The following is a 25,575-nucleotide window of genomic DNA, read 5'->3' as shown; positions in this document are numbered from 1 at the left end:
GATTTATGGAGATACAAGAACTTTCAAATACACTGGAAGCCGTGCTTTTCGCTTCGGGTGAGCCCGTGGAGTGCAAGCGTCTGTGCGAGGCACTGGGCACGGATATCACTTCCATCGAAGATGCTGCGGCGATGCTTGAAGAAAAGTACGCAGATAACAGCGGCATCGAGCTTTTACGTCTGGACAGCGCTTTTCAGCTGGCAACAAAGCAGGAGTATGCACCGCATATAAAATCGGTGCTGGAGATAAAGCGAAACTCCGCTCTTTCCCCTGCGGCTATGGAAGCCCTGACTATCATAGCGTACAATCAGCCCGTTACAAAGGCTTTTGTTGAAAGCGTCCGTGGTGTGGATTCATCGGGCGTGGTTAATTCGCTGGTGGAGAAAGGTCTGCTTTGCGAGGCAGGAAGACTTGATCTTCCGGGACGACCCATAGCCTATGCCACCACCGAGACTTTTCTCAGGGCATTCAGACTTTCAAGTCTGAAAGACTTGCCGCCTCTGCCCGAACAGAGCGGACAGGTCACGATAGATGAAGTTATTGAAGCGGCACAGGCAGCTGAAGACGGGGAATAACCCCCGCACTATAAAGATATAAAGAAAGACAGGCGGTGACAACAACGATCATTTTAAAAATATTACTGATAATAATAGCGGTCATTGTTATCCTGCTGCATTTTTCGGTGATAGTATTTGTGCGCGGCGGGACAAGCGGAAAGTTCGAGATACGGGTGAAGTATATGGGCATAACCCTTTATCCGCGCAAGAAGAAACCTAAAAAGCCCAAGAAACAGCGGCGCAAAAAAGCCCGCAAGGAAGACAAAAAAGAGGAAGATATCCTCGATGAAGCCCTTGAAGAGAGCGCTGAGGAAGTTCCCACATTTGAGGACGTTCAGATAGTGACCGAAGAGGAGGATAACTCCGCGGTTGAAAGTATTTCGGAGGACAAGCCATCGGAAACGGTGACTGAAACCGTGGCGGAAGAATCGGCTGAGGAAGAAACTTCGGCGGAAGAAACAGCTGAAATTTCCGAGGATAAACCCGAAAGCACCGAATCTGACGGCAAGAAGAAAAAACGCCGTAAAAAGAAGAAAAAGGAAAAGAAAAAAGAAGAAAAGCCCAAAGACGATGACTCGGAGAGCGAGGAAAAAGGCAGTAAGCTCGATGGGCTGAGAAAAAAATGGGAATTCATAAAGCCTTATATCCCGCCTGCATTGAAGTACACCAGGAAATTCATGAAAGCGATACGCATCGAGGATATAAGGTTACAGATAGAAACAGGCAAAGAGGACGCCGCGGAGAGCGCCACATTCTACGGGAAATTACAGGCGGCGCTGTTCAATACCCTCAATATGCTGGCGATGATATTCACGGTGAGGGTTAAAGAAGCGAACGTCAAATGTCTGTTCAATGTCAAAAAGCTTGATGCCGAGGGCGAAGCTACGGTGAAAGTAAGACCTTCCACCATGATAGCAATAGCATTCTGCCTGCTGTTCTGTGCGGCCAAGATTTTTATACCCTACAAGATAAAACAGCGCAGAGCCCGTAAAAAGGCGAAGAAAGAAGCAAAGAAAAAAGCGGAAGTTTCTGCCGTGACGGAAGAAACTGCATAAAGAAAGGTTGTTAAATATGAACGAGAGCACTAAGATAGAAGCACTGGTAAATACTGCCATGTCCAAGGTTAAGGAACTTGCTGACGGCGAAGCAATCGTCGGAAAGCCCATAGTTACAGGGGACGGCACTACTATCATCCCTGTATCAAAGGTAAGCATCGGCTTTGCATCGGGCGGTTCCGACCTGCCTACAAAGTCCACAAAGGATACTTTCGGCGGCGGCTCGGGCGGCGGAGTTACCATCACTCCTATGGCTTTCATCGCGATATACAAAGGCGAGGTCAAGCTTTTGCAGATAACCTCAAATTCACCTCAGGGCAACGCTATCGTTGATATGGTGCCCACTGTCATCGACAAGATAACCTCTTTCATCGACGGCAAAAAGGGCGGAAAGAAAGCATCGGAAGAGATAGTTGACGATTACGCTGATTTTGAGGAATAATAAGTAAACGACATTGATACCGCCAACTATTGATATTATCTCTAAGCAGGTTATATAGAATTGTGTGTCAGCGGGATAAACAAAATTTCCAGTGTCGTTTAGTATAAAAACAAATTTTTCCGATAATTTTTCAGAGCGATGCGGATAAACTACTCCCGAAAGAAAATTTCGGGAGAGTGATGATATGAGGCGTGACAGGCTGGGATTCTTTGCAGGCGCGGCGGTGCTGGCGATGCTTATGATATTCACCCTGAGTACGATAGGTGCAAAGGCTGACAGGCTTTTGCAGATATCCGCAAAGGCGGCGATAGTTTACAACGGCAGTACAGGTGAGGTTCTTTTTGAAAAGAACGCAGACGAACGACTGCCAATGGCGAGCACCACCAAGATAATGTCGGCGCTGATAGTACTTGAGCAGGACGGTCTTGATGAAAAATTCACTGTGGACAGCAGTGCTGTAATGACCGAGGGCAGTTCAATGGGACTGCGTGAGGGGGACAAAGTATCTCTGCGCGACCTTGCCTGCGGTATGCTTCTGCCCAGCGGAAATGACGCGGCAAATGCGGCGGCAGTCCGTGTGGCGGGCAGTATCGACGGTTTTGTTCAGCTTATGAACGCAAGGGCTGAAAAGCTGGGTCTTGAAAACACCCATTTTGTCACGCCCTCGGGGCTTGATGATTACACCGATGATCACTATTCCACAGCCAGAGATATGGCGATACTTGCGGCAGAAGCTATGAGAAATCAGGATTTTCGCGACATTTGCGGACTTCAGCGAGTAAAGCTGGAATTCGGCGACCCACCCTATGAAAGATGGCTGGTGAACACCAACAAACTGCTGAAAAACCACGGCATCACAGGGATAAAGACAGGCTTCACCGACAAGGCGCGAAGATGCCTTGTATCATCCTGCATGAGGGACGGCTGTGAGCTTATATGCGTGACCCTGAACGACCCAGATGACTGGAAAGATCATATGGCGATGTTCGACTATGGATTTTCGCAGGTGGAGCAGGTAAGGCTTTGTCCGAAAGATGACGGTGCTGAACTTATGACAGCTGATGGCAGGCGGTTGAAGTGCAAAGTCCCCGAAATGGTTACTGCTATGACCTCAGAGGGTGCAGAGCGTGCCGAGAGCCGCGTATACCTGCCGCAGTTCATCTATGCGCCCGTAGAGAATGGCGATAAAGTCGGGGAGGTAGTTTATCTTCTTGACGGCAAAGAGATAGGCAGGCGGGATATAACAGCGGCTGAGGATATCAGCGCTCCCGCGGCGGAAAACAGCTTCATCATAGTAATTTTCAGAAAGTTCAGACAGTTTACAGGACTGTGATACAAATAGCAAAAGCGGAAGATGAGGGCATTGACTGCCCTCATATGATGCGGTACAGAAAGGCAAGATCATTAAATTATGGGTATTCCCAAAAGAACAAAAAAACTATTCGTTATCCTTATTTTACTCATTGTGTTAGTAGCAGTGTTGTTTTTTCGGTTTTCATCAAAAATCAAAGAAGATCAATGGAAAAAGGCGGAGGATACCGCAAAGCAGAAAACTATCGAATACGTAGAGGATAAATACGGATTTAAAGCTGATGTCACAAATATTATTATATATCACGATGGAACAGTATTTGATGACCAGAAGCACACTACTCCTACAGGAACTGCGCGACTTGAACTGGAACATGACGGCAAGATATTTAACGTTCAGATCAACTACGAAAAGAACATCGGTTATGATGATTACCAGTTTGACGATATAAAACAGGCTTTGGAAGAAAGGCTCAATAGCGAGATACCGGGCGGTGAAGCGGAATCTATCAAAGTTAGTTCCAAAGGCGTTGAAAATGATCCATATTTAGTAGAGCTTGATGGTATGGTTTCAAAAGAAGCCTACTATGACGGTAATGATCTTTCAAAAGTGATAAATAATACAGATATCACCATGACTGCGTTATATACTGATACCGAGTTCCATGAATGCCCACTGTTTGAGGAAATAAAAGCCAATAAGGATAATTCGTTATTTTTGATATCTTTCAAAACCGATGATATAAAAGAAGAGTGTGATAAAAACATTTCTATTCACAGTTTTGAAGATTATACTGCTTATGCACCCTACATAAATGACAGATGGGTAGTGACAGATTCAAAGAGCGAACATCTTGAACCATATTACCTTCGTGACTGCGGTGATTTTCTTTTGTATGGAAAAGATCTCGATGAAGATGCTGAGGTAAACGTCATCGAAAAAGATTCGCAGACCATGGTCGATACATTTATCGACGAGATGAAAAAAAGTTATGAAAAAGCAGGATACTCCTCTCCCGATACTGATTACAGACCTATTTCAAAAGGCTACAGCTTTGAAATACCTACCGGTAAACACGGAACACTATTTGCCTTTTATCCGAAGAAAGATCTGAAAGTTGATGAAGACCATTTTATTATGGCAATTGGATCAGACGAGTTATTAATGACCCATGAATGCGGAGATTATATTGTGACAGACCTTTGGATCGAAAATGAATTCTGCATGGTTGAAACACCCAGCAAGTTCAAAACCGAACAGGATGCAAGTGAAAACTCCGATGCCTAGTCGGGAATTAAAGGAGAAAATATGGAATATATTAATTCAGAACAGCTGGAACTCAGGCTGCGGGCGCTGACGGTGCTGGATATGGCTATGACCAATGATGACTGGCTGCGGCTGATGTCTGCGGGGCGCGAGGGCGACCTTATCTGGCATATACTGGATAACGGCGGCGGAGACCGTATGTGGGTATATATAAAAGGTCAGAATATAGTCATAAAGGGCTTTGACCATGAAAGCAACCTGAATCAGCTTGCGGCTGATATACCGAATTTCGGGTTCTTTGAGCGAGTTTTCAGGGGTATGCCCAGCGTACTGATCAGGCTGTTTGAACAGGACGAGCTGGACGAAACTACTTTCTGCCTGTGGACGGCAGACGGCGGCATTACATGGAACGAAAATCCCGAAGATGGCAACGATGGCGGAAAAGGCTGGCTGCTGGGATATCTTACGGACGACGCGAAAGAGTTCCACCAATGGGCAGAGGACTACTACGGTAAAGAACTGCCTTTTGAGATAACAGAAAAGCTTGTGCTTGAGGGCAAACTCTCAGCGGATGAGCTTAAAATATTGGGAGCTTCGGATGATGCTTTACAGGAAATACAGGGATACGAGGAGATATGGGCGCGGTAAAGCCCACATATCTTTTCGGGATAAATATAAGTTAAGGAGTAAATATGGAGAAGATAAGAATACAGAAGATAATAGCCGAAAGCGGTTTCTGCTCCCGCAGAAAGGCTGAGGAATACATAGCAGCGGGCAAGGTAACGATAAACGGAAGACCCTGCACACTGGGTGACAAGGCACTCCCCGGCAAAGACCTGATAGTCGTTGACGGCATAAAGATAGCCCAGCCCAGAAAGAGGACTCTCTATTACATAATGCTGCACAAGCCCCGCGGATATGTTACCACCATGAACGACGAGCTTGACAGAAAGTGCGTTACCGACCTGCTGCAGGGTCTGCCAGAAAGAGTATACCCTGTGGGAAGACTGGATAAGAACTCCGAGGGTCTGCTGCTGCTGACAAATGACGGCGCTTTCGCTAATGATATCATGCACCCCTCAAAGCACGTAAGCAAGACCTACCGTGTCACCGTGCGCCCCGATATCAACGATGAACAGCTGGTAAAACTGGCTTCGGGCGTTGAGATAGACGGCAGAATGACAGCGGAATGTTCCGTTGTAGTGCTCGATAAGCAGCCAGGAAGAGTTGTTCTGCAGATGACTATCCACGAGGGCAGGAACAGACAGATAAGAAAAATGTGCGAAGCAGTAGGACTGGAAGTTGCAAGGCTGAAGCGTACTGCTGTGGGCCCGCTGAAATTGGGTATGCTGAAACCCGGCGAATACCGCGAGCTGAAGCCCGATGAACTGCGCGCTATAAGAACGGCAATAACCAAAGGTAAATAACAGATAACGGAGGTGCTGTCCTATGAAGAAACGTATCACGGCTTTTGTAACAGCCTGCGCTGCGGTGTTTGGTCTGTGTTCCTGCAGCCTGAAAGAAAGGGATATGGTGGAGGAGGAAAAGAAACTCCCCGTACCGCCGAAGCTGGTATTTCTTGGTGATTCCATAGCTGCGGGCTACGGTCTGGAGGGCTACGACAAATCCGATCTCTATCACTGCAACTCCTACGCAAATATCATCGGCAGCGATTATACTTCGGCACTCGCAGATGAAAAATGCGGATTCATTATGAAAAACGATGCAGTTTCGGGTGATACCTCACAGGATCTTATCGACCTGCTGGACAGCGGAGATATCGATGAAGACCTTAAAGACAGCAACGCTGTGGTAGTATCCATCGGCGGAAACGACATACTGCATATAATTTTCTCGGCGGCGGAAGACCTTGGCTGGGATAAAGAAGCAGGTGATTTTGACTTCGACAGGATAAATTTCAAGGATGCTTTATCAAGTCTGACTTCCATGAGTGACGAGATAGATGATGCACTTAAAGGCTACGAGACCAATCTCACCGTGATAGAACAGAAGATCCGCGACCGTACTGACGGCGAGATCTACATACAGACTCTCTACAATCCTGTGGAGTATTTCTCTGACTGGAAGATGCTGGTAGATTATGCTGACGGCAAAATAGATACTTTCAACAAGATAGTCAAGGACGGCGCTGAAAAGGACGGCAAGCATCACTACACCGTAATTGACGTGGGAAGCCGTTTTGAGGGTCAGAACGCTGATCTGACCAATATGTCGGATTATGATATCCACCCCAATGCAGAGGGACATAAAGTCATCGCCGAAATGGTAGACGCTGAACTCCGCAAGGGGGATTACAGCTACACCGTAACTGTTCCGGGCGAGGCACACTGGACTTCTGCAGCAAAGGGACTGTTCGTCGGTATCGCTGCTGTTGCAGTAATACTCGTGATCGGCGTAGTGATATTTGTTATGAAGAAAAAACAGAGATAACGGCAGTTTACAGCCATAGCATTTCAGGCAGAAATGTCGGAAGTGCTATGGCATTTCTGTTTAGGATATAAGGAGGAATAAAAATGACTGAGAACTTCCCTTTCAGTGATGCCCCCGATACTGCCTGCTTGACCTGCCGTCATGTACTTGAAGAGCGAAGCCCCATCGTTTATATTTCTCACGATGAAGACGGATGCTGGCAGTTTCTCTGCGGTGAAGAACACACCGAAGACGATGCGCGGGTGGTATCACTGGCTGAAATACTTGATATAGACAGTTCTGTGGCTGACTTTGCAGACCTTGATTTCGGCGGATATGCGGAGCGTTCCGCCGATTGACAACCATACGCAAAAGTGCTAAAATTATTACATATTACGCCGACAGGAGGTTTGACCTATGGATATCGATGAAAACAGGATAGCAGACCTGGAGATATATCTGACACGTATGCAGCGCTCTATCCTCGATAAAATGTTTTTTATAGATAAGGTGTTTGAGCCTTTTAAGTACATACTGGATTTTGGCTGTGCCAACGGCGAGCTTATAAAAGCCATGCAGCCCATGTTCCCTGATTACAGCTACATCGGCTATGATATCAGCAGTGAGATGATATCTGCCGCGAAAGAGAACGTCAGTGATGCAGAATTTTTCGATGACTGGGACAAGATAGGCATACCTTTCGGGGAGAGTCTTATAAATATTTCAAGCACCATTCACGAGGTCTACTCATATGGCTCTGAGGAAGATGTACGCATATTCTGGGAGAGGGTATTTGACAGCGGTTTTAGGTACGTGGCTATACGTGATATGAGCTGTCCTGCAAGCATGGCTGAAACTCCCTGCGATGCCGAAAAACTTGATATCATCATGAACAGCGGCTATGCCAAGTGGCTGGAAAGTTTTGAGAATGTCTGGGGCAAGGTACACACTCAGCGCGATCTTGCGCATTTTCTGCTGAAATACAAGTATACCCAGAACTGGGACAGAGAAGTTCACGAGAACTATCTGCCTATCTCCACGGAAGAACTCATCAGCCGCATACCAGATGGATACAGGGTGGTTTACAGGGACGGATTCACTCTGCCGTATATCTCGTGGCAGATACGCAAGGATTTCGGGTTCGACTTTACCGATAACACCCATATAAAACTAATTCTTGAAAAGATATAGCGAGGTCAATCATATGACAAAAAAACTTTTTGATGATGGTATGCTGTTCTGTTTCAGCGCCGTTGTCACACAATGTAAGGAAGTAAAAAACGGCTACGAAGTGGTACTTGACCGCTCTGCATTTTTCCCCGAGGGCGGCGGACAGGCGGGAGATGTGGGCACTCTCGGCGGTGTAGAGGTCATTGACACCTACGAAAAAGATGGCGAGGTGGTGCATCTGTGCAAGTCACCGCTGGAAGTCGGCGCTGAGGTGCGGGGCGAGATAGACGAAGATATCCGTATAAGGCGTATGCAGAATCATTCCGGTGAACATCTGCTGATGGGATTTATCCACAACAAGCTGGGCTATGAGAATGTGGGATTTCACATGGGTTCGGACGAAGTTCTGCTTGACCTGAACGGTGTTATATCCCCCGAGGATATCCGTGAATGTGAACAGAGGGCAAATGAAGCTATAGCACGGAACATCCCGATAACCATAAGCTATCCCGACAGTGATACCCTTGCGGAGCTTGAATACCGAAGCAAGCTTGAAATGACCGAAAATGTCAGGATAGTCACGATAGAGGGCATTGACAACTGCGCCTGCTGTGCGCCGCATATGCCGTCTACAGGCGGTATCGGCATTGTAAAGGTGATATCATCCGAGAGCAACCGCGGCGGCACAAGGCTGCACATTCTCAGCGGACTTGATGCACTTGATCTTATCAGGCAGAGGATGGAAAGCAACGCGGAGATTTCCCATCTGCTTTCGGCAAAGCCCGAAAAGACCGCTGATGCTGTGGAAAAGCTGCTTAACGAGAACATAGCTCTCAAAAGGCAGATCACCGAAAACGAGAGACGTGCTGCTGAGGAGATCATCAGCGGGTTGAAAAATGACAGCAGAAAGAGTTTCTGCGTTTTCACACGTGGGCTTGGCAGAAACACTATGCGTGAGATAGCCAACCAGGCTGTTAAGCTGACTGACGGTGCGGTGGCTGTTTTTTCCGAAGAACAGGGTGGTTTCGGATATATAATCGCTTCCGAGAAGCTTCCGCTTCGCACCATGGCAAAAGATATTAACTCTGCGCTTGGCGGAAAAGGCGGCGGTTCGGACTTGATGATACAGGGGTCTATTACTGCGGGACGCGGGGAGATCGAGAAGTATTTTTCGGAGTTGGATATATAAGCGTTGGCTTGGTAGTTTTCGCCCCTCGTTCCTCGGGTCGAGTCATCGGATTCGCTATCGCTGTCCGATGACGGGCGCGGCAATAATATCCGCACATAGTTTGAGCGTGGACGGTTGTATTGTCCACGCTCGATTTCTTTGATATTGCCGCGCCTTTTTTGACAGGGCGGGAAGTTTGATTTTCTCTTATAGTTCGCTATGCATTTTAGTTTTGCGCCTTGATGCGAGGGCTCTGCCCTTAACAGTCAGCTTTGCTGACTGTGGCTCCCCGCAAGCCTGCTAGCGCGAGGCTTGACCGCGCGCTTTGATTCGCGGCATAGCTTTGATTAATGCACTAGTTTGCTACCGCGTTTTTATGTATGCTTTTCCCTTACAACCACTTCTTCTTTTTAAAGAATATCAAGCTAATGATAACAATAAGTACGCTCACCGCTGTAACAATGGGATACGCATACCTGAATCCAAGCTCAGGCATATATTTGAAGTTCATGCCGTACCACCCTGCGATCAGAGTCAGTGGCATGAAGATGGATGTGATAACCGTCAGGATGGTCATGATCCTGTTCTGCTTAACATCGAGTTTTGACTGGTAAAGCTCTCTGATCTGTATGGAATAATCACGCAGAGATGCGGTGATATCGTGAAGACGCGATATGCGCTGGTTGAACAGGTGGAAATATCTTACATTATCCTTTACGAAGAAGTTATTCTCGTTTTCTTCCAGTTCCTGCGCAAGATCCTGAAGCTGTTCGTAATGTATACGCATATCCCTGAGGTCGCTCCTTATTCGGCTGACTCTCAGCGACGGGTCGGTTTCAGAACCCTCCAGTATCCTCGATTCGATGGTATCAAGCTCCTTATCAAAATCCTCCAGCATAGCCTGATCTCCGGTGACTATCTGTTCGAGAAAATCATATATGAATCTTTCCAAGCTGGGCAGTACCCATTTTTTGGTGCGGGTTATGTTATGCAGTATCTTTTCCACCATTCCGCTGTCATCTATGAAAACTATGCCTTTTTCATCAAGTGCAAAGGCGAAATTCGTTTTTGGTCCCGATATTTTTCTGCGGTTGGGCACTGAAAAAGTACCTGTCAGAGAATCGTAGTTCACCTCAGCCTTTGTTGAATGTACCGAGGCAAGGTCAATATCCATTTCTATACCCATATCGAAAGTATCTTTATATTCTGCCCATTCAGCGGAAGTAAGCACCGCCACATATTTAGCTCCTTGTCTGCCGCTGTTGGTATCTTCTGCTTTTTCGAGAGTGTTTTTGATATAGTATAACATTTTGCTGTCCTCCGATACGATAAAATTACAGCGAACCGCCAATCATCGTCCGCTGTAAATATATTATAACACTTTATTCTAAAAAAATCAACAAAAAATTCTGCCGCGATGTTATTTTTTCAACCCCGCGGCAGAGTTTTTTTACATTATGATCTCCGACTGAAAATACTGTTCCTGAAAGTGTATCTTCTCAGATATTTCCTCTTTACTGAATGAAACATCGTTCGGGCAGACCACCCATTTTTCTTCCACATCATCAGCCCTGCGTACAACAGCTATTATCTTCCCCGTGAACTTTTCAACAGGTTCATCAACACCAAGGATATAAGCATCCTGTTCTTCGCCGTCGGGGGCGATGATGCCCTCGATATATCCGTAGTTTATGGGATAATACATATCCTTATACTCAGGGTGATAGCTTCCCAGTGGTCTGTCAACTGTAACTGTTACTATATCTCCTATCATTTTGCACCTCCGCAAAATATTTACCGACAGAAATGCCACAGCATTTCCGGGACGCATCTTGGAAATACCGTGGCTTGTGTTTTTATATCAGTCTCTTCTGAAAAGGTCTCTAGTGTAGACTTTTTCACACACATCGTCAAGACACTGGTCATATCTGTTGGCGATTATCGCAGCGGACTCCGACTTGAACTTTTCAAGGTCATTCACAACCTGACTTCCAAAGAAAGTTTCGCCATCTTTCAGAGTAGGCTCGTAGATTATGACTGTCGCGCCCTTTGCCTTGATGCGCTTCATAACGCCCTGAATTGAGCTCTGGCGGAAATTATCGCTGTTGGATTTCATAGTCAGGCGGTAAACACCGATGACCACGTTCTTTTCGCTGGTAGAATCCCATGAGCTGTTTGAGGAATAATATCCCGCCTTTTCAAGCACACGGTCAGCGATGAAGTCTTTTCTCGTCCTGTTGGATTCAACGATAGCAGACATCATATTCTGTGGGACATCTTCATAGTTTGCAAGCAGCTGCTTGGTATCCTTTGGCAGACAGTATCCGCCGTAGCCGAAGCTTGGATTGTTATAGTGACTTCCAATTCTCGGGTCAAGGCATACGCCGTTTATTATCTGCTGAGTGTCAAGACCTTTCATCTCGGCATAGGTATCAAGCTCGTTGAAATAGGATACTCTGAGGGCAAGGTAAGTATTCGCAAACAGCTTTACAGCCTCCGCCTCGGTAAAGCCCATGAACAGGGTGTCGATATCCTCTTTTAATGCGCCCTGCTGCAAAAGTTCAGCAAAGGTGTGAGCCGCCTTTACAAGAGCCTCGTTCTCCATATCCGTGCCGACTATGATACGGCTGGGATAGAGATTATCGTACAAAGCCTTGCTCTCACGCAGGAATTCGGGGCTGAAAATGATTTTCTCGGTACCGAATTTCTCTCTTACCGACTTTGTATACCCAACAGGTATAGTGGATTTTATCACCATCACCGCATTGGGATTGACTTTCATAACCAGCTCGATAACAGATTCCACCGCACTGCAGTCAAAGAAATTCTTCTTGGGGTCGTAGTTTGTGGGAGCTGCGATTATAACAAACTCCGCTTCCCTGTATGCGCTCTCGCCGTCAAGGGTCGCTGTGAGATCAAGCTCCTTTTCAGCCAGATATTTTTCAATATAATCGTCCTGGATAGGCGATATCCTGTTGTTTATCATATCCACCTTTTCGGGAACGATATCAACAGCGGTAACAGTGTTGTGCTGTGCCAGCAGAACAGCCAGCGAAAGTCCCACATAACCTGTACCCGCAACTGCTATCTTCATCTTAGTTTCCTCCCATGTAGAAATTCTTGTACCACTCCGCAAAACTGCGCAGTCCTGTACGCAGGCTGATAGTCGGTTTGAAACCGAAATCACGCTCCAGCGCCGACGAATCCGCGTAAGTCACAGGCACATCGCCGGGCTGCATGGGTACAAGTTCCTTGTGAGCATCAAAGTCATAATCCTTGGGCAGAACACCTGCACGCACAAGCTCTTCGCTGAGTATCTGCACGAAATCCAGCAGATTTTCGGGAGTGCCGCCGCCGATATTGTACAGCGCATAAGGCGGTACAGGCAGACCGTCCTCACCGTTTTTCTTTTCGGGAGCTTTCTGCATAACGCGGACTATGCCCTCAACTATATCGTCAACAAAAGTGAAATCGCGCTTGCAGTTGCCGTAATTGAATATCTTTATGGTCTCGCCCTTTACAAGCTTGTTGGTGAATCCGAAATATGCCATATCGGGACGACCCGCAGGGCCGTAGACCGTGAAGAAACGCAATCCCGTGGTGGGGATATTGTACAGCTTTGAATATGCGTGAGCAAAAAGCTCGTTGCTCTTCTTTGTCGCCGCATACAGCGAAACAGGGTGGTCTACCATATCATCGGTGCTGAAAGGCACTTTTTGGTTTCCGCCGTAAACGCTTGAACTGCTGGCATAAACCAGATGCGCCACAGGATTGTGACGGCAGGCTTCAAGTATATTGTAAAAACCGATCATATTTGAATTTATATAGGCATCGGGATTTTCGATGGAGTATCTTACACCCGCCTGCGCCGCAAGGTTCACAACTATCTCGGGGTTGTGTTCCTCGAATATCTTTGTGATGAGTGCCTTGTCAGCAAGGTCGCCTTTGTAGAACTTGAAAGTGCACTTGCTGTTCTTTTCAGCTTTTTCTATTTCGGAAAGACGGTATTCTTTCAGGCTGACATCGTAGTAATCGTTCATATTATCAAGACCGATGATGCACACACCGTCAAGCATACCGAACAGCTTTGTCACCAGATTCGATCCAATAAATCCTGCCGCGCCTGTCACGAATACAGTTTTTAAATTATTGTCAAACATTTATATGACCACCCGATTATTTTATTTCTTTCAGATATCTCGCTACTGCGTCCTGCCATGTGGGCAGAGGCTCAAAGCCGTTTTCAATGAGCTTGGACTTATCAAGCCTTGAATTGAAAGGACGAGCCGCTTTGCTCAGCCCGTATTCCGCAGTTGTCACAGGGGTGACTTTTGTATCATAACCCGCCTGCCTGAATATCTCGCAGGTGAAATCGTACCAGCTTATATATCCGCCCTCGTTGGTAGCGTGATAGTAGCCGTATTTATCACTTTCAGCCATATCCACCAGCAGTCTTGCAAGATCATAGGTGTAGGTGGGTGTACCTATCTGGTCATTTACCACACGTACCTCGGGGTACTTTTTGCCCACATTCAGCATGGTCTTTATGAAGTTATTTCCGTTAACACCGAAGACCCATGCTATCCTGACGATGAAATATTTTTCCAGAGTATTAGCTACCGCAAGTTCACCGTCCAGCTTGGACTGACCGTAAACATTCAGCGGAGCGTAGTCTTTGCAGTCAGGCTCCCAGGGAGTTTCACCCTGTCCGTTGAAAACATAGTCGGTGGAGATCTGTATCATCTTGCAGCCCAGCTTTTTGCATACATTCGCGATATTCTGTGGACCGTCAACATTTATCGCGCGGACTTTTGCGAGATTCTCCTCGTCCTCTGCCGCGTCAACAGCAGTCCATGCGGCACAGTGTACAACAGCATCGGGCTTGACTTCGGAAAGCACTTTTTCAACAGCCGCCGGGTCAGTAATGTCAAGTTTTACATACTCAAAGTCATGTGGAACACTATCGAGTATATCCGAGCCCACAGCCTCATGACCGCGCTTTGCCACCTCGTTCATAACATCATAACCGAGTTGACCACCAGTACCAGTTACAAATATTCTCATATATATCCTCCAGATGAAGTATTCTGCCTATCGCCGCAAACAGCTTATCCCTGAGATAATCCAGCAATATGCAGACGGCAAACAGTGCAAAAGAATACACGATTATCGAAGATATCACAACAGGCTGACTGTTGTGGGTCTCCATGAATTTCTTTACGGGATAGAAAACTATCGTGGGGTTTACCGTTATAAGGTAGACCGCAAGCACATATTTCGATATCCTGCTTGAAAATTCCGATATAGGTCCGTATGAATCCCAGAAAATAAACAGCAGACAAAGTGCCACAGCACCTAAGACTATAAGCGGGTCGTTGTAGCTGTAAATGTACCATGAAAGTGTGGAATGTGATTTTCTGTACATCACAAAAGCCGCAAATGCCACAGCCGCCGAGGTCGCAAGATATATGCCCAGATACAAAAGCTTGGATTTAGGCAGCTTTTCACTGTTCTTGCGGCACAGCATACCCACAAAATACATATACAGTCCGTGCAGGAATGTATGTCCTCTGCCGATGCCGTCCCAGTCGAAAATAAAACCGTATACAACTGCCACCACGCTGAGTGTTATCAGCAGTTTCTTCTGCTTTGAAGCATCAAGGGAATCGATAAATTCGTTGATGAAAGGCGCAAGTATGCAAAGCAGGAAATATGCGCCCATGAACCAGTACGTTGATATGGGGAACACCACGTTGAACAAGTATTTCATCGATTGCCCCGACATCAGCGTGAACTGCTTGCCAAAAAGCATGACCAGGTACCAGATGAATAAGTAAAATACCATCTCAACGTACAGCAAGACGATCTTTTTGGATTTCAGCTTGATGGAATAATAGCCGCTTATGAAGAAAAACGCATTAACGGCTATTATGCAGAATGAGTTCAGCAAAAACAGAGAAAAAGGAAATTGATCTCGGCTTACATTGCCTGATCCGATAGCTTTGAGATCCAATGCATGAACGATGATATGATGTGCAGTTATCATTATCATCAGTATACAACGAAGCAAGTCAGTTGAATAATTGCGCTTCGCGGACATTTCAGACCTCCGCACGATTACCGTACATTTTCTCGTAGTAGTTCTGATATTCTCCGCTGATTATAGTTTCCCACCATTCGCGGTTGTTCAGGTACCAGTCGATTGTCTTCTTGATACCGTCCGCGAATTTTGTCTCGGGCAGCCAGCCCAGTTCGTTGTGTATCTTTGTGGGGTCGATAGCGTAGCGCATATCGTGACCCTTTCTATCCTCAACGTGTGTGATAAGGCTTTCGGGCTTGCCCAGTTCTCTGCATATCAGCTTAACGATGTCGATATTTTTCATCTCGTTATGTCCGCCCACATTGTACACCTCGCCGACCCTGCCCTTGTGTATGATAAGGTCGATAGCGCGGCAGTGATCCTCAACATACAGCCAGTCACGAACATTCAGACCCTCACCGTAAACAGGCAGAGGCTTGTCAGCCAGCGCATTTGCTATCATCAGCGGTATCAGCTTCTCGGGGAAGTGATAAGGACCGTAGTTGTTGGAGCATCTTGAAATTGTCACAGGCAGACCGTAAGTTCTGTGATAAGCCATTACAAGCAGATCAGCACCAGCCTTTGATGAAGAATAAGGCGATGAAGTGTGTATAGGTGTCTCCTCGGTGAAGAAGAGGTCGGGTCTGTCCAGGGGCAGATCGCCGTAAACTTCATCGGTGGATACCTGATGATAGCGCTGTATACCGTACTTTCTGCAAGCGTCCATCAGCACCTGTGTGCCGAGGATATTTGTCTGCAGGAATATCTCAGGGTTTTCAATGGAACGGTCAACGTGAGATTCAGCCGCGAAATTAACAACGATATCGGGCTTTTCTTCCTCAAACAGCTTGTAGATAGCTTCCCTGTCGCAGATATCTATCTTCACGAATCTGAAATTCGGGTTCTTCATCACGGGTTCAAGTGTGCTGAGATTGCCTGCATAGGTCAGCTTATCAAGGCACACGATGCGGTAGTCGGGATATGTATCTAGCATATGGAACACGAAGTTCGAGCCGATAAATCCTGCGCCGCCTGTTACAAAAATAGTCATATCGATTCTCCTTAAAATTCAATCTTTGATTCTGCCAGTGAGGGGTGAACTTTGTCCTTTTCGCTGAGTATCAGTTCTCCCGCTTCAGGCCATTCTATACCGATGGCAGGGTCATTCCACATTATTCCGCCCTCGTCCTCGGGATGGTAAACGTCATCACATTTGTACGCAAACTCGGCATAATCGCTCAGCACAAGAAAACCATGTGCAAATCCACGGGGTATCATGAACTGACGCTTGTTTTCCTCAGAAAGCACCGCACCCACCCACTGTCCGTAGGTCTCACTTCCCTTTCTCAGGTCAACGGCAACGTCAAAAACCTCGCCTTTCAGCACACGCACCAGCTTTGCCTGAGGATGAGTCTTCTGAAAATGCAGACCTCTCAGCACGCCCTTGCGTGAACTGGACTGGTTATCCTGAACGAAGTTGTAATCAAGACCTGCCGCCTTGAAATCGCTCTCTTTATAAGTTTCCATAAAGTAGCCGCGGTTGTCGCCATAGGTCTTGACATCGATTATATAAACGCCTTTCAGCTTAGTCTCGTTGAACGTAAAATTACCCATCTTAAAAGCTCCTTAGTATTTTATCTTACCCTCTGCCACCTTTTTGAGGTGCGCACCGTAGGGAGATTTGCCGTATTTTTCGGCAGACTTCATCAGTCCGTCCTTGTCTATCCAGCCGTTGATGAAGGCTATCTCCTCGGGGGCGGAAATTTCTATGCCCTGACGGTTCTGGACCATCTGCACGAAGTTAGTTGCCTCCGCAAGACTGTCCATCGTACCTGTATCCAGCCATGCAAAACCTCTGCCCAGCAGCTGAACATCCAGCAGACCGTCATCAAGATACATCTCGTTGAGGGTGGTTATCTCCAGCTCACCGCGAGCCGAAGGCTTTACAGCATTTGCGCGGGCAGAAACTCCCTTGGGATAGAAGTAAAGTCCCGTAACTGCATAGTTTGACTTGGGCTCCTTGGGCTTTTCCTCAATGGAAACCGCCTGTCCCTTATCGTCAAATTCAACCACGCCGAAACGCTCGGGGTCGGGAACATAGTAGCCGAAAACCGTCGCACGTGCATTATTCTCGGCATTTTCCTTGGCGGTACGCAGGATACGTCCGAAACCGTTGCCATAGAAAATATTGTCCCCCAGCACCATAGCGCAGGCATCGTCGCCAATGAATTCTTCACCGAGAATAAAAGCCTGTGCCAGCCCATCAGGTGAAGGCTGTACCTTATAAGAAAGGCTGATACCGTACTCCGAACCGTCACCGAGAAGCCTTTCAAAATTCGGCAGGTCGGTGGGGGTGGATATTATGAGTATATCCTTTATACCGGCCAGCATCAGCGTTGACAAAGGATAGTAGACCATAGGCTTGTCATAAACAGGCAGAAGCTGTTTCGATGTTACCATTGTTAATGGATAGAGTCTTGTGCCGGAACCGCCGGCGAGTATAATACCTTTCATCTCGATCACTCCCATTATTAATGTATATATCAGCTGTGTATTTCGTCTGTGCAAAAGCGACAATTTGAAACACAGCCCGCCGTACTAATAATTATCCCTTATATTATACTATTTTTTAGCGTATATGTCAAATCCCTCTTGTAAAAATAGAATGAATTCTCGGCGCTGTTATGTCGATTTGAAACTGAAGGAGCTTCAAAAGCAGTAAATACCGCTTACATTTTCAGGTAAATGAACAGTAAATGAACAAAATCGATTAATTTCCAACACGCATGAATTATAGTAGACTTACAAATTTTTCGAAAACTTTAATCATATTTTCGATATTTCGTATAAGTATCCGAAACAGCAATTCTCACTTAAAATTCTGATATTTAATCAGGCATATCAGAATTTTAAACTCACCAAATATATCGATAAACACATATCTCCGCAGAAAATATCATGAATTTAACAAATCATATCGCGAACCTAACCATTAAAATATTATTACCAAATTCTACAAATATCAATCCTTGCTATATATCAAAATTCCTCTATCGACAAATTATTTTTTACTTAATCGTGTACGAAATTGCCAAATCTGCGAAAACAATTATCGGAGATTACCAAAACAATTACTTAAACATCAATTAATTATTTTATTCTTTGTATTAAGTTAATAAACAAGCCAAACATTTTTTATGTAATATTTCCGTTGAAACCGCCTCTGTTAGATGCTATAATATGGGACAGTCATGGATCATCCGATAAAACATTTATCGGATCGGACAAGTTCATATCACAGCATAAGAGAATCAGCAAACAGCTGTGACAAAGCTTTTCGGATATGATCTTTGGCTGCATAAGGAGACGCTTCGGGCAGAGAAAATGCCCGAACGTAAAAACGTTTTTTTATATGGAGGTCTTTTTAATGAAAATGACAAAAACAGCAAGCAAAGCAACAGCTATCCTTTGCGCAATGACAGTAATGATGCCCGCAGCAGGCGCAGTTCCTTCTGCAGTAGCAAGCTTCAGCAGCAGTGCAGTCGTTGCCAGTGCAGACTCTATCCCCGACTGGAATGCAACTAGCTACACAGGCGACCAGTTCGTAAATGTTGGCAGCAAGTTCACATTCAAGGTAACTCTTGGTCCTTGGGTAAAGAACGCTAAGTTCCAGTGGCAGGTAGCTTACTACGGCACTAACTACAGCTGGCAGAATCTTTCAGGCATGACCACTGATACCCTGACAGGCACCATGACAAGCAAGCTGAACGGCGCTCACATCAGATGTGTAGTTACCGATACCGACAGAAACCTCGTTGAGGAGACCAGCGCCAGAACTCTGAGTGCAGCTCAGGCTTCCGCTAAGCTGGGTACTCCCGTTCTGCAGAGCAACGGCTACTACAAGATCCCCCTGACCATAACAGGTCTGAGAGACAACGCTATCGGCACTTTCTGCCCGGGCTTCAAGGTAACTACCTCTTCTATCGATGCTATCAAGTTCGAGTACAACGATGACAACTGGGCAGTAGCAGGCGACAACATGGGCGCAGGCTTCTTCCAGCAGAATAACCCCATCGACGACGACAACGACGGCAACACCGACAGAGTTGAAAAGGTGCCCAACTACTATCGTCTGCAGTATGCAACTGTTATGACTCCTGCCGTCCTGGGTTCTGACAACGTATTCGGTTATCTGTACGTTAAGCCCAAGTCCGGCGTTACAAGCCTTAATATAGATATGGTAGAGGATCAGACCTCTTCTCTGTACGGCAGCGCTGACAAGTACGAGGGCACCATCATTTACGGTATGTCCTATGCAGGTACTTCCATCGGTTCTTCCGGCAGCTCAGCTACAGTACCTTCTAATATAAAGGTAAATTACAGCACTCAGTATCATCAGGTACAGTTCGTTTGGGATAAGGTACAGGGTGCTGACAAGTACGGCATCGCTGTATACCTGGCAGGCAAGTGGAGGATCCAGACTTCCAACATCACTACAAACAGCTTCGTAACTCCTAAAAATCTGACTCCCGGCATGACCTACAAGGTCGCTATCGCTGCAAGAGTAAACGGCACTTGGGATACCGCAGGCGCTATCAAGAACGCTGTTACCGTTACCGTTAAGTAATATTAACACAAGCGATCATGATATGATATCAGACCGACAGCTTCTTCAAGAGGCTGTCGGTTTCGTTTGTTCAGTGCTTCAATGACGTTATATAAAAATTTTATCTTATATAAAATATACTAAGCTTCCCCAAAAGTGCCTAAATAAAAGTTGTATTGTGTACAAATTGTTAGAATATATATAATTATACTAATGTGATAAACGCCAGCCAAAATATTTATTTATTTTAACTATTGCAAGCGTTTGGATGATATGATATAATTAAATAAGTTAAGAAATCGGTTCATAGGGAGAATAGGCTTTATAGAATTGGCGGTTTTTGGAAAAACTGTATAATGACCCGATAGTACTTGACGTAAACACTAAATTAATATGGAGGTCTTTTAGATGAACATGACAAAAGTTGTAAGCAAATGCGCAGCAGTTCTTTCAGCAGTAGCAATCATGGGATCTACCGCTGCAGGCATTGTTCCCGCAACATTCGCAAATGCTGGCAATGTTATCGTAGCCAGCGCAGCTGATATCAGCGATTTCGAGTATGATGGCACATATTTCACAGGCGACCTTTACTGTGCAGTAGGCAGCTCTTTCACAATGGAAGTTATCCTCGGCACTCAGGATAAGGCTTATGGTACCAACGGTTTTACTTATGAGTGGTACTACAGCTCCAGCGCTACCAAGGGCACAAACAAGATCGATCAGTTCAACTGGACAAAGCTGAACTATACTACAAAGGCTATCACCGTTAACATGACTTCTGCTATGAACGGCGCGCACATCTACGCTGTTAAGGTCAACAAGTCTACAGGTGAGAGGACCCAGACTCCTATGAGAACACTCTGCAGTGTAAAGGCTAACCTGCAGCTGGGTACATCCACTGTCAGCAATTCTTACGTTACTGTTCCCGTATACCTCAGCGGTCTGACAAACAACCAGATCTCTGCCGGTACTATGACTCTGAACGTAGACAAGAACGTATTCGAAGACGTAAGCTTCTCTTTCGCATCAAGCGCTCTGAGCAGCCTGGATAACTACGCTAGCGGCGAGTACACCAGCGCATTCTACAATGTATCTTCCGCTGCAACACTCAGCGGCAACCTGCTGGGTACATTCACACTGAAGGTAAAGAGCAACGCTAATCCTAACGGTTCCAAGCTGACCCTCAATATCGACAAGCCCACCCTGACAGGCGACGCTATCAGTGGTAACCTCGTATACGGCATCAATACTGCTACTGCAGTTGTAGGTCAGTCCTCTACTACTTCCGACACTGTTCCTAAGAACTTCAGAGCTGTTACCAACTCTCAGTATCACCAAATCCAGTTCGTTTGGGACAAGGTACAGGGCGCTGACAAGTACGGCATCGCTGTATACCTGGCTGGCAAGTGGAGAGTTCAGACTTCTAACATCACTACAAACAGCTACATCACTCCTAAGAACCTGACTCCCGGCATGACCTACAAGGTTGCTGTTGCTGCAAGAGTTAACGGTAAGTGGGATACCACAGGAGCTATCAAGAACGCTATCACTGTTACTGTTAAGTAATTCGTACAAGCGGATTGATCATGATAATCAAAACGGCAGCTTTTTCGGAAGCTGTCGTTTTTTGCTATCGAATAACCGCATTAAAAAAGGCATCTTCCGCGGAAGATGCCTTTTTATCACGTATCACAGTTCTTTTATCATTTTCTTAATGTTATCAGCAAAGATATCATAGGTAAAATTATCCAGCACTCTTTGCCTGCCGGCACTGCCAAACTTTTCCCTCAATTCGGGATCGCCTGCCAGCTTTTCAAGAGCATCAGCATAAGCCTTGCTGTCAGAGTTTGGACATTCAAGACCCGTAACGTCCTTTACATTTACATAGTTGACTCCGCTGCCGGGGATAGTGAAAGTCACCGCAGGCTTGCCGAAATACATACCCTCTGCCAGCGCGATGCCGAAAGCTTCGTTCTTTGTTACCGACGGGAAGCAGAAGATATCACAAGCCATCAGACAAGCGATAAGCTCGGTGTCGCTGATCTTTCCAAGGAAATGCACCTTGCTGTCGCCAGATGCTTCTTTCATCAGCATACCTGTCAGCTCGCCCTTGCCACCGATAAGGATAGCAAACTTGTCATCAAGATAACGGCTCGCCTCGACCAGCTTTATAAAGCCCTTGTAAGGGATATGTCTGCCCAGTCCGAAGCAGATAGTCTTATCCTTGTACTTGTTGCGAATCTTAGCCGCAAGTTCCTCTATCTCGGGTGTAACTTTCAGTCGTTCATTGTTGATGCAGTTGGGTATTACTGTACACTTGTCTTTGAAACGTCTAAGGAAAGGACTTCCCTTTATGTAGTTAGGGCTTGTGGCGATGATCCTGTCAGCCCTTTCAAGCAGTTCGATGTTCTGGCGGTAAAAAAACTTCGAGAGCATCTTCTGCTTTGTGATATCCAGATGCCAGTAGACCACCAGTTTGAAATCCTTCTTTTTGTATCTCAGCAGCAGCTGCGATACAAAGGGGTTTGGATAATGGAACACGATGATATCGGGCTTGTAGTTCTCCATCACGTTTTTGAGTTCCTTGTAGTAAGTCACGGAAAGTGCCTGAGAAGCCACTTTTGCCACCGAGCCGCAGCGAATGACCTCAACACCGTTAACGTCATCATGAACCGTCTCGCCCCTGTGGGTCGTCACGCCGTCCGTGGTGGAATCTTCATTAAAGCAGATGATCTTCTGCTCATAATCCTCCCCTTTCAGCGCCAGAGTTATGTCAGCCGCGACCTCCTCAACTCCGCCTATAAAGGGATAATAGTATTTTGAAATATGTAAGATCTTTTTCATAATCGAAGCCTCTACATTAATTATTTCATCGACATTTCGATGCTTTTCGCTTTGCTGAGCATGGGCTTTTCCACATACTTTGTCAGCAGATGAGCCAGACCCAGACTTGCCGCGAATTTTATCACAATGAACAGTACCAGCTTTATCACCGAACCGTTCGTAATAATGATCTTTTCAAGGATGATATGCGGTATATCAGACACCAGGAAGAATGAGAATCCCACGCTACCCAGCTTGTTCATAGCCTCAACCGAGACCTTGTACTTATCCGCAAGCACGAACAGTGCAATACCTATCACATACGCCGCAATGTATCCGATCGCATCCCATTTGTACGCAAGTATTACGCTGGGTACAAAAGCGACCGCATATATTTCCAGATATCTGGAAACACCGTGGATATCGCCGTATGAAATGCTGTTGTTACCACCGTATTCCTTGTACTGTATACCTATCAGACCAAGCAATAACAGCAGTCCGAAAGCAGTCGGGAACGGCTTGTCTGTTATAAATCTCAGCAGCGAGATAAACACCGTAAATCCGCCGCCAGCGATAAATATATTCTCAATGGTCTTTTCACTGGCATACTCGAAGAAATCCGCCGAAAGCACAGCCAGCGCCACAAAGAAGCAGACCTGTATGGGCATCATCCAGCTTGTACCGATTATGCAGTCCGACCCAAGAAATTCATTGAACAGCGTCATATTGAACAACAGGTCTTTCAGATGCCCGAAAAGACTCGCTCTCCACACGATTATCTTCGCGATGAACGTAGCTGTCAGTATCAGCCAGAAAACAGGGTACATTCTTACAAAGCGGTTGAACAGATACTGTTTTCTCGTTCTTTTCTGCCTTGCCTGTACCGCAAGATATCCCATGATAAGGAAAAATATAGCAACTCCGGCCCTGCCGATGATAAATCCCATCTGACCCGGCCACGGTATCGGCAGATGCGCGGTAAATACCAGCAATGCCGCAAACCCTCTTAGGGTAGATATCCATCCGTAATTATTTTCGTTGTTGCCGCTCATTTTTTCTTATCCTTACAATGTTCATTCTCGTATATGATCTTGTCCGTCCTGCTGATCTCTTCACCGATCTGCACCTCAATGAGGGACATATCTGTATCAGCGATGATCATGTGCTTCATGCCTGCCCTTGCTGTAACGGTATCGCCAGGCTTAACGGGTATCTCCCTGCCGTCAAGAATAAACCTGCCATCGCCTGATATAACAGTCCAGACTTCGTCACGATACTCGTGGCTCTGGTAATTCATATTGTTTCCCGCGAATATCTTTATCTTGACAGTCATAGCCCCGGGTTCTGTGTCGATGACCGTGTAGGTGCCCCATGATTTCTCTGCGTAGCGAACATCACCCGCGATCTTCTCAACATAAGGCTTCATATATCCGCTGCGCTCTTTATCCGATACAAGTATGCCGTCACCGCTGACAGCTATCACCATATCATGACAGCCCATGCACAGCACAGGTATACCCAGTTCATTGACCACCTGCGTATTATTACAGGTATCATCAAGGGTGACATCGCCCTTTGTAGCGTCTGCCATGACCTCAGCCATCATGTTCCATGTGCCGACATCTTTCCAGTCACCCGAATAACGCACTGCCTTTATAGAACTCTCCTTTTCTACTACTGCGTAGTCAAAGGATATTTTTTCCAGTGTATCATACTTTTCAAGTATCTTATCATAGCCCGAAAAGCCTGTTATCTCTTGTACCTTATCTAAAAGGTAACCAAGTTTGAAGGCAAACACGCCTGCATTCCATAGCGCACCCTGTTTGAGGTATTCCGCCGCAGTCGCCTTATCGGGCTTTTCCTTGAAAGACCTTACAAGGCTGACAGTATCCTTTTTCTCAGGTATGATGTATCCGTACTTATCAGAGGGATAAGTAGGCTCAATGCCCATCAGCGTAAGATTCGTATCACCGTTCTTAACATGGGCTTCCAGCGATTTTACGCACTCATAATAACTATTGTCAACATAAGGGTCAACAGGACATACTATCACGCACTCGTCCCTGTCGACTTTCTTCACATCGTGAAGATATTCCGACGCAAGTGCTATTGCAGGAAAAGTATCGCGCCTGCAGGGCTCTATACATATAGATACCTTATCGCTCAGCTGATTGCGTATAGCGCTTACCTGTGAACGAGAGGTCGCAATAGTTATCCCCGCATCACTTACAGATGTAATCTGACGATACACACGCTGCAGCATAGACTCATAATCGTCATCATCATTCTTGAAAAGACGTATGAATTGTTTACTTTGCACATCATTTGATAGCGGCCAAAGCCTTTTTCCGCTTCCGCCGGACAGTAAGATTATATTCATTCCATATCCCCCGGTCCAGCTTGTTATCATCCATTGTCAGGATCTGGCAATAACAAGCTATTACGCGATATCAGCCCCTTTTCTGTGAATTCACACAGCATCAACACACCTTAATAATGGGTTTGTGATATCGTTTACATAAATATTCCTTTTTATTTTAGGATCACACTGATCTATAACAAATCAGTGAAATCACATATATTATATATTTAATATTGTACTGCATTTCGTTCGATATGTCAAGTAACTCACGTTTAATTATATCGGTTATTTTAACCAATTAAGAT

General features: G+C 45.9%; 23 protein-coding genes and 3 pseudogenes. 14 read left to right on the top strand and 12 right to left on the bottom strand.

The window, feature by feature from the left end:
• Positions 1-5: 5 nt before the first annotated feature.
• From scpB to BM265_RS12355, 11 genes are all read left to right on the top strand, one after another.
• Entirely contained in the window at positions 6-575 is a 570-nt protein-coding gene (gene scpB / locus BM265_RS12405) for an SMC-Scp complex subunit ScpB (protein ID WP_074962130.1), read from the top strand.
• 35 nt (positions 576-610) lie between these two features.
• Complete coding sequence (locus BM265_RS12400; RefSeq protein WP_074962129.1) at positions 611-1,612, top strand: hypothetical protein; 1,002 nt, start codon at positions 611-613, stop codon at positions 1,610-1,612.
• Between the two features lie 16 nt (positions 1,613-1,628).
• Positions 1,629-2,054, top strand: a complete 426-nt coding sequence (locus tag BM265_RS12395) for a GerW family sporulation protein (RefSeq protein WP_074962128.1) — start codon at positions 1,629-1,631, stop codon at positions 2,052-2,054.
• Between the two features lie 184 nt (positions 2,055-2,238).
• Positions 2,239-3,387 carry a D-alanyl-D-alanine carboxypeptidase family protein gene (locus BM265_RS12390; protein ID WP_074962127.1) on the top strand — a complete coding sequence of 383 codons (1,149 nt, stop codon included), beginning with the start codon at positions 2,239-2,241 and terminating at the stop codon, positions 3,385-3,387.
• A 78-nt stretch (positions 3,388-3,465) separates the two neighbouring features.
• Complete coding sequence (locus BM265_RS12385; RefSeq protein ID WP_143098723.1) at positions 3,466-4,653, top strand: hypothetical protein; 1,188 nt, start codon at positions 3,466-3,468, stop codon at positions 4,651-4,653.
• Between the two features lie 21 nt (positions 4,654-4,674).
• Positions 4,675-5,280, top strand: a complete 606-nt coding sequence (locus tag BM265_RS12380; protein ID WP_074962125.1) for a hypothetical protein — start codon at positions 4,675-4,677, stop codon at positions 5,278-5,280.
• A gap of 44 nt (positions 5,281-5,324) precedes the next feature.
• Positions 5,325-6,059, top strand: a complete 735-nt coding sequence (locus BM265_RS12375) for a pseudouridine synthase (protein WP_074962124.1) — start codon at positions 5,325-5,327, stop codon at positions 6,057-6,059.
• 22 nt (positions 6,060-6,081) lie between these two features.
• Positions 6,082-7,083: an SGNH/GDSL hydrolase family protein gene (locus BM265_RS12370; RefSeq protein WP_074962123.1), complete on the top strand. Its 1,002-nt coding sequence runs from the start codon at positions 6,082-6,084 to the stop codon at positions 7,081-7,083.
• 83 nt (positions 7,084-7,166) lie between these two features.
• Positions 7,167-7,421 carry a hypothetical protein gene (locus BM265_RS12365; protein WP_074962122.1) on the top strand — a complete coding sequence of 85 codons (255 nt, stop codon included), beginning with the start codon at positions 7,167-7,169 and terminating at the stop codon, positions 7,419-7,421.
• Positions 7,422-7,479: 58 nt separating this feature from the next.
• A complete protein-coding gene (locus tag BM265_RS12360) occupies positions 7,480-8,253 on the top strand; it encodes a class I SAM-dependent methyltransferase (protein ID WP_074962121.1) in 774 nt (257 codons plus the stop codon).
• A gap of 13 nt (positions 8,254-8,266) precedes the next feature.
• Positions 8,267-9,421, top strand: coding sequence for an alanyl-tRNA editing protein (locus BM265_RS12355; protein WP_074962120.1), 1,155 nt, complete (start codon positions 8,267-8,269; stop codon positions 9,419-9,421).
• A 370-nt stretch (positions 9,422-9,791) separates the two neighbouring features.
• On the opposite strand, the gene BM265_RS12350 is transcribed toward BM265_RS12355, so the two are convergent.
• The 9 genes from BM265_RS12350 to rfbA all read right to left on the bottom strand — a co-directional run bounded on the left by BM265_RS12350 (position 9,792) and on the right by rfbA (position 17,993).
• Positions 9,792-10,709, bottom strand: coding sequence for a magnesium transporter CorA family protein (locus tag BM265_RS12350; RefSeq protein ID WP_074962119.1), 918 nt, complete (start codon positions 10,707-10,709; stop codon positions 9,792-9,794).
• Positions 10,710-10,850: 141 nt separating this feature from the next.
• Entirely contained in the window at positions 10,851-11,174 is a 324-nt protein-coding gene (locus tag BM265_RS12345; RefSeq protein WP_074962118.1) for an inorganic diphosphatase, read from the bottom strand.
• Positions 11,175-11,261: 87 nt separating this feature from the next.
• Complete coding sequence (locus BM265_RS12340; RefSeq protein WP_074962117.1) at positions 11,262-12,494, bottom strand: nucleotide sugar dehydrogenase; 1,233 nt, start codon at positions 12,492-12,494, stop codon at positions 11,262-11,264.
• Position 12,495: 1 nt separating this feature from the next.
• Positions 12,496-13,560 carry an NAD-dependent epimerase/dehydratase family protein gene (locus tag BM265_RS12335; RefSeq protein WP_074962116.1) on the bottom strand — a complete coding sequence of 355 codons (1,065 nt, stop codon included), beginning with the start codon at positions 13,558-13,560 and terminating at the stop codon, positions 12,496-12,498.
• Positions 13,561-13,576: 16 nt separating this feature from the next.
• Complete coding sequence (gene rfbD / locus BM265_RS12330; RefSeq protein WP_074962115.1) at positions 13,577-14,464, bottom strand: dTDP-4-dehydrorhamnose reductase; 888 nt, start codon at positions 14,462-14,464, stop codon at positions 13,577-13,579.
• Positions 14,421-15,500: an acyltransferase family protein gene (locus tag BM265_RS12325; RefSeq protein WP_074962114.1), complete on the bottom strand. Its 1,080-nt coding sequence runs from the start codon at positions 15,498-15,500 to the stop codon at positions 14,421-14,423. Before BM265_RS12325 ends, rfbD begins: the two co-directional genes overlap by 44 nt.
• 1 nt (position 15,501) lies before the next feature.
• On the bottom strand, positions 15,502-16,530 hold the full coding sequence (rfbB, locus tag BM265_RS12320; protein WP_074833930.1) for a dTDP-glucose 4,6-dehydratase: 1,029 nt from the start codon (positions 16,528-16,530) through the stop codon (positions 15,502-15,504).
• 11 nt (positions 16,531-16,541) lie between these two features.
• On the bottom strand, positions 16,542-17,093 hold the full coding sequence (gene rfbC, locus BM265_RS12315; RefSeq protein ID WP_074962113.1) for a dTDP-4-dehydrorhamnose 3,5-epimerase: 552 nt from the start codon (positions 17,091-17,093) through the stop codon (positions 16,542-16,544).
• Positions 17,094-17,105: 12 nt separating this feature from the next.
• Entirely contained in the window at positions 17,106-17,993 is an 888-nt protein-coding gene (rfbA, locus tag BM265_RS12310; RefSeq protein ID WP_074962112.1) for a glucose-1-phosphate thymidylyltransferase RfbA, read from the bottom strand.
• Between the two features lie 1,843 nt (positions 17,994-19,836).
• Between rfbA and BM265_RS20720 the strand changes: the two are divergent.
• The 3 pseudogenes from BM265_RS20720 to BM265_RS21080 all read left to right on the top strand — a co-directional run.
• Positions 19,837-20,106, top strand: a pseudogene (locus BM265_RS20720) (glycosyl hydrolase); the annotation flags it as partial.
• A 387-nt stretch (positions 20,107-20,493) separates the two neighbouring features.
• Positions 20,494-21,264 (top strand): annotated as a pseudogene (locus tag BM265_RS21010) (cohesin domain-containing protein); the annotation flags it as partial.
• A gap of 138 nt (positions 21,265-21,402) precedes the next feature.
• Positions 21,403-21,651: pseudogene (locus BM265_RS21080) on the top strand (glycosyl hydrolase); the annotation flags it as partial.
• Positions 21,652-21,774: 123 nt separating this feature from the next.
• Here the strand turns inward: BM265_RS21080 and BM265_RS12295 are convergent.
• The 3 genes from BM265_RS12295 to BM265_RS12285 are packed head-to-tail and all read right to left on the bottom strand — an operon-like array spanning position 21,775 to position 25,288.
• Positions 21,775-22,929, bottom strand: coding sequence for a glycosyltransferase (locus BM265_RS12295; protein WP_074962109.1), 1,155 nt, complete (start codon positions 22,927-22,929; stop codon positions 21,775-21,777).
• Between the two features lie 20 nt (positions 22,930-22,949).
• Entirely contained in the window at positions 22,950-23,960 is a 1,011-nt protein-coding gene (locus BM265_RS12290) for an acyltransferase family protein (RefSeq protein ID WP_074962108.1), read from the bottom strand.
• Positions 23,957-25,288 carry a sugar phosphate nucleotidyltransferase gene (locus tag BM265_RS12285; protein WP_074962107.1) on the bottom strand — a complete coding sequence of 444 codons (1,332 nt, stop codon included), beginning with the start codon at positions 25,286-25,288 and terminating at the stop codon, positions 23,957-23,959. Before BM265_RS12285 ends, BM265_RS12290 begins: the two co-directional genes overlap by 4 nt.
• Positions 25,289-25,575: the final 287 nt, after the last annotated feature.

The organism is Hominimerdicola alba, from assembly GCF_900112155.1.
Lineage (GTDB): Bacteria > Bacillota > Clostridia > Oscillospirales > Ruminococcaceae > Hominimerdicola > Hominimerdicola alba_D.
The sequence above is the reverse complement of the archived record's forward strand: the minus strand, read 5'-3'. Positions and strand labels throughout refer to the sequence as shown.

Coding starts and splice junctions, on each gene's coding strand:
- rfbB (WP_074833930.1), bottom strand. CDS start 16,530: ATGACTATTTTTGTAACAGGCGGCGCAGGATTTATCGGCTCGAACTTC.
- BM265_RS12350 (WP_074962119.1), bottom strand. CDS start 10,709: ATGTTATACTATATCAAAAACACTCTCGAAAAAGCAGAAGATACCAAC.
- BM265_RS12290 (WP_074962108.1), bottom strand. CDS start 23,960: ATGAGCGGCAACAACGAAAATAATTACGGATGGATATCTACCCTAAGA.
- BM265_RS12340 (WP_074962117.1), bottom strand. CDS start 12,494: ATGAAGATAGCAGTTGCGGGTACAGGTTATGTGGGACTTTCGCTGGCT.
- BM265_RS12370 (WP_074962123.1), top strand. CDS start 6,082: ATGAAGAAACGTATCACGGCTTTTGTAACAGCCTGCGCTGCGGTGTTT.
- BM265_RS12335 (WP_074962116.1), bottom strand. CDS start 13,560: ATGTTTGACAATAATTTAAAAACTGTATTCGTGACAGGCGCGGCAGGA.
- rfbA (WP_074962112.1), bottom strand. CDS start 17,993: ATGAAAGGTATTATACTCGCCGGCGGTTCCGGCACAAGACTCTATCCA.
- BM265_RS12355 (WP_074962120.1), top strand. CDS start 8,267: ATGACAAAAAAACTTTTTGATGATGGTATGCTGTTCTGTTTCAGCGCC.
- rfbC (WP_074962113.1), bottom strand. CDS start 17,093: ATGGGTAATTTTACGTTCAACGAGACTAAGCTGAAAGGCGTTTATATA.
- BM265_RS12365 (WP_074962122.1), top strand. CDS start 7,167: ATGACTGAGAACTTCCCTTTCAGTGATGCCCCCGATACTGCCTGCTTG.
- scpB (WP_074962130.1), top strand. CDS start 6: ATGGAGATACAAGAACTTTCAAATACACTGGAAGCCGTGCTTTTCGCT.
- BM265_RS12360 (WP_074962121.1), top strand. CDS start 7,480: ATGGATATCGATGAAAACAGGATAGCAGACCTGGAGATATATCTGACA.
- BM265_RS12325 (WP_074962114.1), bottom strand. CDS start 15,500: ATGTCCGCGAAGCGCAATTATTCAACTGACTTGCTTCGTTGTATACTG.
- BM265_RS12295 (WP_074962109.1), bottom strand. CDS start 22,929: ATGAAAAAGATCTTACATATTTCAAAATACTATTATCCCTTTATAGGC.
- BM265_RS12285 (WP_074962107.1), bottom strand. CDS start 25,288: ATGAATATAATCTTACTGTCCGGCGGAAGCGGAAAAAGGCTTTGGCCG.
- BM265_RS12380 (WP_074962125.1), top strand. CDS start 4,675: ATGGAATATATTAATTCAGAACAGCTGGAACTCAGGCTGCGGGCGCTG.
- BM265_RS12390 (WP_074962127.1), top strand. CDS start 2,239: ATGAGGCGTGACAGGCTGGGATTCTTTGCAGGCGCGGCGGTGCTGGCG.
- BM265_RS12385 (WP_143098723.1), top strand. CDS start 3,466: ATGGGTATTCCCAAAAGAACAAAAAAACTATTCGTTATCCTTATTTTA.
- rfbD (WP_074962115.1), bottom strand. CDS start 14,464: ATGAGAATATTTGTAACTGGTACTGGTGGTCAACTCGGTTATGATGTT.
- BM265_RS12375 (WP_074962124.1), top strand. CDS start 5,325: ATGGAGAAGATAAGAATACAGAAGATAATAGCCGAAAGCGGTTTCTGC.
- BM265_RS12395 (WP_074962128.1), top strand. CDS start 1,629: ATGAACGAGAGCACTAAGATAGAAGCACTGGTAAATACTGCCATGTCC.
- BM265_RS12345 (WP_074962118.1), bottom strand. CDS start 11,174: ATGATAGGAGATATAGTAACAGTTACAGTTGACAGACCACTGGGAAGC.